The following is a 6,000-nucleotide window of genomic DNA, read 5'->3' on the forward strand; positions in this document are numbered from 1 at the left end:
TTTGGTTCCGTAGCTCAGTTGGTAGAGCACCACCTTGACATGGTGGTGGTCGTTGGTTCAAGTCCAATCGGAGCCACCATTTTTTATTTCTTTCGATTTCTTTAATTTCCAAATTTATCTTCACAATAATAAAATTAAAATATACAGTGATTCAATTAAAAATCAATAAATTTCATTAAGTAAAACCTATTTTGATAATAAAATATGAACTTTATAATATAGCTAAAATTAAACATCTTGTACAATAATAACTTTAATAAGTATCACAGCGTTTAAATGCTAACATAATCTACATTTTTCAATATAAATTAATTATAAAAATAAAAAATTACTTGAATAATACTTTAAATGTAGCACAAATTAACTATTAAAATGGGATAAAAATGCAAAATAATAGTTTTGATATTTCAAATCGTAGATATATTGGTTCAAAAGCAAAATTAGTAAAATGGATTTTTGAAAATTTAAATCTAGAAAATATTGAAAGTATTTGTGATATTTTTGCTGGCAGTGGTGTTATAGCTAGTAATTTTACAAAAAAACCTCAAATAAAAAATATTATACTGAATGATTTGCTTTACTCAAATGAACTTATTTATTCTGCATTTTTTTTAGGACAAAATATAAATTTCAAGCCATTATTAGAATTAACAAATTTATTTAATAATAAACTTGATCTGAAACCTAATTATTTCAGCGACAATTTTAGTGATAAATTCTTTAGTTATAACGATTGTCTTAAAATAGGTTCTATTAGAGAATATATAGCTTTTTTACAAATAGATGATATTAGTAAAAATATACTTTTAGCTAGTCTTATTTATTCAATGGATAAAATTGCAAACACTGTAGGTCATTATGAAGCTTATAGAAAATCTCATATTCCACAAGACAAATTCATTTTTAAATTAATTAAACCAATAAAACATAATAAAACTATACAAATTTATAGACAAAACGCAAATAATTTAGCAAAGGAAATAAAAGCTGATCTTATTTTTATTGATCCACCTTACAATTCAAGACAATACAGTAGATTTTATCACATATACGAGAATTTAGTAGAATGGAAAAAACCTAAACTAAGTGGTATAGCTTTAAAACCTATTGCTAATAATATGAGTGAATATTGTCGATCAAATGCAAGTAAAGAACTTGAAAATTTAATCGCAAATTTAAAATGCAAGAAAATAGCTTTAACTTACAATAATACCTACAATTCTAAATCTAAATCATCACAAAATAAAATTAGTTTTAGCGAAATTGAAAATATCTTAAAACAAAAAGGTAAAGTAACTATCAAAGAGAAAAAACATAGTTACTTTAACACTGGCAAAACAAAATTTAATGAGCATAAAGAATATTTATTTATAGTAGAGGTAAAATAATGAAAATTACTCGTTCACCTCTTTTTTATGTTGGTGATAAATATAAATTAATGGGACAACTTAAAAAATTATTTCCTGAAACAATAAATAAATTTATTGAACCATTTGTTGGTGGCGGAAGTGTATTTTTAAATACTAAAGCAAATGAATATTTAGTAAATGATATTGATACAAATGTCATTAATTTGCATAAAACTTTAAGTAAATTTGATATCGATACACTTTTAAATGAATTATCTAAAATTGTTCATAATTATGGCTTATCATTTTCTTTTAAAGGAATTACAGTTCCTGATAATTTAAAAAGACAATATATTAAAACATATTATGCTAAGTATAATAAATTAGCGTATGAAAAATTAAGAAAAGATTTTAATAATGATAAAAATAATATACTTTATTTATATATTCTTTTAATTTATGGATTTAATCGTATTATTAGATTTAACTCAAAAGGAAATTTTAACCTTCCTGTTGGCAATGTAGACTTTAATATAAATGTTTATAATGCTCTTAAAAATTATATTAGTTTTATGCAAAAAAATAAAATTCATTTTGAAAATAATGATTATATAAATTTTATTAACAAAATTCATTTTGAAAATAATGATTATGTTTATTTAGATCCACCTTACTTAATTTCTAATAGTGAATATAATAAATTTTGGAACATATCAAATGAAATAGCATTATATAAATTATTAGATGAGTTAAATTTAAAAAATATAAAATTTGGTATCACAAATCTTATTCATCACAAAGGCCAAACAAATAAAATATTAAAAAACTGGTCTCAAAAGTATAAAATTTTTAATATAAACAGTAATTATATTAGCTTCAATGATAATACTATTAAAACTGATAGTAAAGAAATTTTTGTAACAAATTACAATGGAGTATTTTATGGCTAGAAAAAATGAAAGAAAAATTTTAAGTTTTTCAACAACAATTAGAAATCCACGCAGAATATGTGAATTTTTAGCTATTTTATCTAAATTTGAAAATCAAGAATTAACTCATGAAATCATTATGAATATTGTTAAAGATGTTTTAAAAAATAAACTTTATATTCCACGAGCAATGAAAGATATTTTGTTAAAAAATAATTTTGAAGATAAAAATTATATTTTTACCGATGAAGAACTAAATTATATTATCCAAAAATCTCCACAAAATCACAAAGAAAAAAATTTTGAGTTAGGCTGGGAAAGTAGATTTGATACTTGGTATAAGTTAATGAGCGAATTTGGATTCTGTTATTACTCTAAAAATAAAAAAATTCTTATTAGTGAAAGTGGTAAAATACTTATAAATGCTGTATATGATATACATAATAATGTATTTAAAGATGATTGTGATGAAAGCTTAATAGGTAGTATATTTTTAAATGCTCTTTCTAAATATGAAATTGGTAATCCATATAAGAAAAATTTAAATTACAACAATCCTCTTAGAGTTCTTTTAAAACTACTTCAAAAACTTAAAATAAATAATAAAAGTCCACTTAATATTAAGGAAATTCCTATTTTACTATGCTGGCATAATAACAACACGGAAGAATTATATCAGTACATCATTGATTTAAGAAATGAAAATTACGATTTAACTTCTATCCACTTTAATTATTCAGATGAAGTCATATATACAAAGTGTTTAGAACTTTTAGAAAGTAATAATCAAAAAAGATTTAAATTTAATCAAGTTATTAAAGAGGCAGTTGATGAATACATTAGAAAAATGCGTATAACAGGTGTTATTTCAATTCGTGGTAATGGCAAATTCATTGATATTAATAGTGATGAAATAGAAAAAGTAAAATATATAATTAATCTAAATTCTTGTTTTACAGGTAATTATTTAGACGATAGTGAAGCAAATAAATTAAATTTTTATAATTATATGGCGGAAATTGATTCATATCTTATTACTACCAAACAAATATCAACTGATAATACTAATAAAAAAATAGACAAATTAAAAGAATTTGCAAATATTTATCAAGCAGAATCTATAAAAAAAGAGCTGATGATCACATGTAGTAAAAAACAATCAAGTAAAGATGATCTATTAAAACTTATTGATAGGCCTTTGCGATTTGAATTTTTAACAGCAATTTATTTGACACAAAATTTTAGTAATTTACATGTTATACCAAATTATAAAAGTGATGATGAAGGATACCCTATTTTTACTGCAAGTGGAGGTAAAGCAGATATTATAGCATTTGATGAAAATACAGAAAGTTATATAGAAGTTAGCTTAATTCAAGATAGAACTCAAACTGCAAACGAAATGATACCTATCACAAGACATTTACAAGAATATATAAAAAATAGTACTAACAACAAAAACAAATTTAGTGTTTTTATAGCTCCAAATATTCATAGTGATGTTAAAACTTATGCACAGTTTGCAAAAGATAAATTTAAAATTAATATACCTTATTACAATATAAGTGATTTTATAGCAAAGGTAGAAGATAGCGAAGAAATAATTGATTTAAATGATGAAAGTTTACTTATTTAATATTCCTAGTAAATAGAATTTTACTAAATAGAAATGGATACATACCCATTTCTATTTTATATGCTTTATACTTTTATTCTAAATAATAGAATTCAATTACACTATTGTTTTACATATATTTTAATAAATTTGTAAATTCTTGAATTTCTTTTTCTTGATCTAAAATGATTTTTTTCGCTATATCAGTGATAGTTTTATCTTTAGAATAAAATAAAATTTGTTTTGAAGCATCTACCGCGCCTTGATGATGTGCTATCATCGCTTCTAAAAAATCTTTATTGATGTTTTTGCTTTCTTTAACCGAACTCATTAAAATCATCATTTTTTGCATTAACTCTTTTTCTTCTTGAACGAATTTTTTATAAGTTTCTTCATCAATTTGAGTTTTAGCATAAAGATTTTTATCTAAAATTTCTTGAAATTCTTGAATTTCTTTTTCTTGAGCTTTGATAATATTTTGAGCGATTTTTTTCATCTCTTCACTTTTAGTATACTTTAATAAAAGTTTAGATGAGTCAATAGCTCCTTGATGGTGTGGAATCATATTAGCTAAAAAATCTCTTTCTATATCATTACTTTGTACCAAAGGATTTTTCATCATAGGTTCATGCATACTCATCATAATTTGTGATGAAATACTTCCAGAAGCTCCTTGATGAGCATGATGAGAATTAGTAGCAAATAAAGCACTTGCTAAAACTAAACTTGAAACTATAGTTTTTATTTTCATTTTTTTCCTTGAACTTTTAATTTAAAATCAAAAATATATAAAAATATTGCAAACTAAAATTAACAAAAAAATTCAATTTTTTTTTGTTATAATTTATTTAAAAATACACAAGGATGGAAAATGCTTAGAGAACTACTTGAGATAAAAAAAGAAATGGAACCTATAATTCATGATTGTTCAGTAAAAATTCAAGTAGCTGCAAGAGAAGTAATCGTAAGAAAAAGAGAATATGAAATTTATGGGCCTATGATAGATAGAGTATATCTTGATAATGCCATTTATATTAAAATTTTTGGTAGTGGACGCGATACAAAAAGCACTAAAGTAGATATTAAAAATGGTCTTTATATGGTTTATGTAGCTCCTGATAAACCAACTAATCAAGAAATCATGAATAAACTAAAAATCGCTTTTGAAAGTATAGATAATAAATTCATTTCAAGAATTTTAGAACTCAATAGAAGAATGAAAGAAGTGATTAATAAAACTCAAGCAACTCTAGCAAAAGCATCTAATATGAATGTTTTAATAGAAACTAATCTAGGTGAAGCAACTGCTGCGCATAAATTTGTAATTACCATCAAATATCTAAAAGATAATCAAAAATTAGAATTAAAAAATTCAAAATCTGCAGGTAGCTTTAGAGATACTAAAAATCACATCAACCTAGTAGTAGAAAAAAACACTGATTCTGCACTATGTGAAAAATTACTTCATGATGTTGAAATTTATTTTATAGGTAGTGGAAAATAAAATCATTTTTTTACTCTTAAATTTGCTAAATGTGTTAAAGCCACTGCAATAGCATCGGTAATATCAAGTGGCTTAATATCTTTTGAAATTCCAAGCAATCTTTTCACCATAAAAGCTACCTGTTCTTTAGTAGCTTTTGCTTTACCTGTTACGGTTTTTTTCACTTGCAAAGGCGTGTATTCTGCAAATTCTCCATGAATTTGTAAGATTTTTAAACTCAAAGCTCCACGAAATTGTGCTAGTTTTAAAACTGTTTTTGGATTATATGCAAAAAATATATCTTCTATGGCTACCTCATCAAATTGATGGTTTTTAAAAACTATATCAAGCCCTTCACATAATTCTGTGATTTGATATTGTAAATCATTGGGTTTGATTTTGATAAGTCCTGCTTCTATAAGTTGATTTTTATTATTTATTCTTTCTACGATAGCATATCCACAATACCTAGAACCAGGATCTATCCCTAAAACTTTCAAACTTTTCACCCTTTTTATTCACATAGATGTGAAATTTAAATTTTTATGTGAATAATTTTAACCATTTTTTATAAAAAATAAGCTAGAATTTTAAGTTTTACATCAATAATTTATAAGAAAAATA

The 6,000-nt window shown here is 23.7% G+C and carries 6 protein-coding genes and 1 tRNA gene; 5 read left to right on the top strand and 2 right to left on the bottom strand.

Annotation, left to right across the window (positions count from 1 at the left end; genetic code table 11):
- Positions 1 to 3 precede the first annotated feature (3 nt).
- The 4 genes from CORN_RS08350 (at position 4) to CORN_RS08365 (ending at position 3,914) form a co-directional block, all read left to right on the top strand.
- Positions 4 to 79: transfer RNA gene (locus CORN_RS08350), tRNA-Val, on the top strand.
- 304 nt (positions 80 to 383) lie between these two features.
- On the top strand, positions 384 to 1,388 hold the full coding sequence (locus CORN_RS08355) for a DNA adenine methylase (RefSeq protein WP_066007621.1): 1,005 nt from the start codon (positions 384 to 386) through the stop codon (positions 1,386 to 1,388).
- The gene (locus CORN_RS08360; RefSeq protein WP_094750291.1) at positions 1,388 to 2,299 is read left to right on the top strand and encodes a Dam family site-specific DNA-(adenine-N6)-methyltransferase; all 912 of its coding nucleotides are present in this window, start codon (positions 1,388 to 1,390) and stop codon (positions 2,297 to 2,299) included. Before CORN_RS08355 ends, CORN_RS08360 begins: the two co-directional genes overlap by 1 nt.
- Positions 2,292 to 3,914: an AlwI family type II restriction endonuclease gene (locus CORN_RS08365; RefSeq protein ID WP_066007623.1), complete on the top strand. Its 1,623-nt coding sequence runs from the start codon at positions 2,292 to 2,294 to the stop codon at positions 3,912 to 3,914. The genes CORN_RS08360 and CORN_RS08365 overlap by 8 nt, the downstream gene beginning before the upstream one ends.
- Positions 3,915 to 4,023: 109 nt before the next feature.
- Here CORN_RS08365 and CORN_RS08370 read toward each other — a convergent pair whose 3' ends face one another.
- Entirely contained in the window at positions 4,024 to 4,644 is a 621-nt protein-coding gene (locus CORN_RS08370) for a DUF305 domain-containing protein (RefSeq protein WP_066007625.1), read from the bottom strand.
- A 120-nt stretch (positions 4,645 to 4,764) separates the two neighbouring features.
- Here CORN_RS08370 and CORN_RS08375 point away from each other — a divergent pair, with 120 nt between their 5' ends.
- On the top strand, positions 4,765 to 5,397 hold the full coding sequence (locus tag CORN_RS08375) for a hypothetical protein (protein WP_066007630.1): 633 nt from the start codon (positions 4,765 to 4,767) through the stop codon (positions 5,395 to 5,397).
- Positions 5,398 to 5,399: 2 nt separating this feature from the next.
- Here CORN_RS08375 and ruvC read toward each other — a convergent pair whose 3' ends face one another.
- The gene (gene ruvC, locus CORN_RS08380) at positions 5,400 to 5,876 is read right to left on the bottom strand and encodes a crossover junction endodeoxyribonuclease RuvC (protein WP_066007631.1); all 477 of its coding nucleotides are present in this window, start codon (positions 5,874 to 5,876) and stop codon (positions 5,400 to 5,402) included.
- Positions 5,877 to 6,000 lie beyond the last annotated feature (124 nt).

The organism is Campylobacter ornithocola (assembly GCF_013201605.1).
Taxonomy (GTDB): domain Bacteria; phylum Campylobacterota; class Campylobacteria; order Campylobacterales; family Campylobacteraceae; genus Campylobacter_D; species Campylobacter_D ornithocola.

Excerpts from the sequence above, each read along its gene's own strand:
- CORN_RS08370 (WP_066007625.1), bottom strand. The coding sequence starts at position 4,644 with ATGAAAATAAAAACTATAGTTTCAAGTTTAGTTTTAGCAAGTGCTTTA.
- CORN_RS08355 (WP_066007621.1), top strand. The coding sequence starts at position 384 with ATGCAAAATAATAGTTTTGATATTTCAAATCGTAGATATATTGGTTCA.
- CORN_RS08360 (WP_094750291.1), top strand. The coding sequence starts at position 1,388 with ATGAAAATTACTCGTTCACCTCTTTTTTATGTTGGTGATAAATATAAA.
- CORN_RS08375 (WP_066007630.1), top strand. The coding sequence starts at position 4,765 with ATGCTTAGAGAACTACTTGAGATAAAAAAAGAAATGGAACCTATAATT.
- CORN_RS08365 (WP_066007623.1), top strand. The coding sequence starts at position 2,292 with ATGGCTAGAAAAAATGAAAGAAAAATTTTAAGTTTTTCAACAACAATT.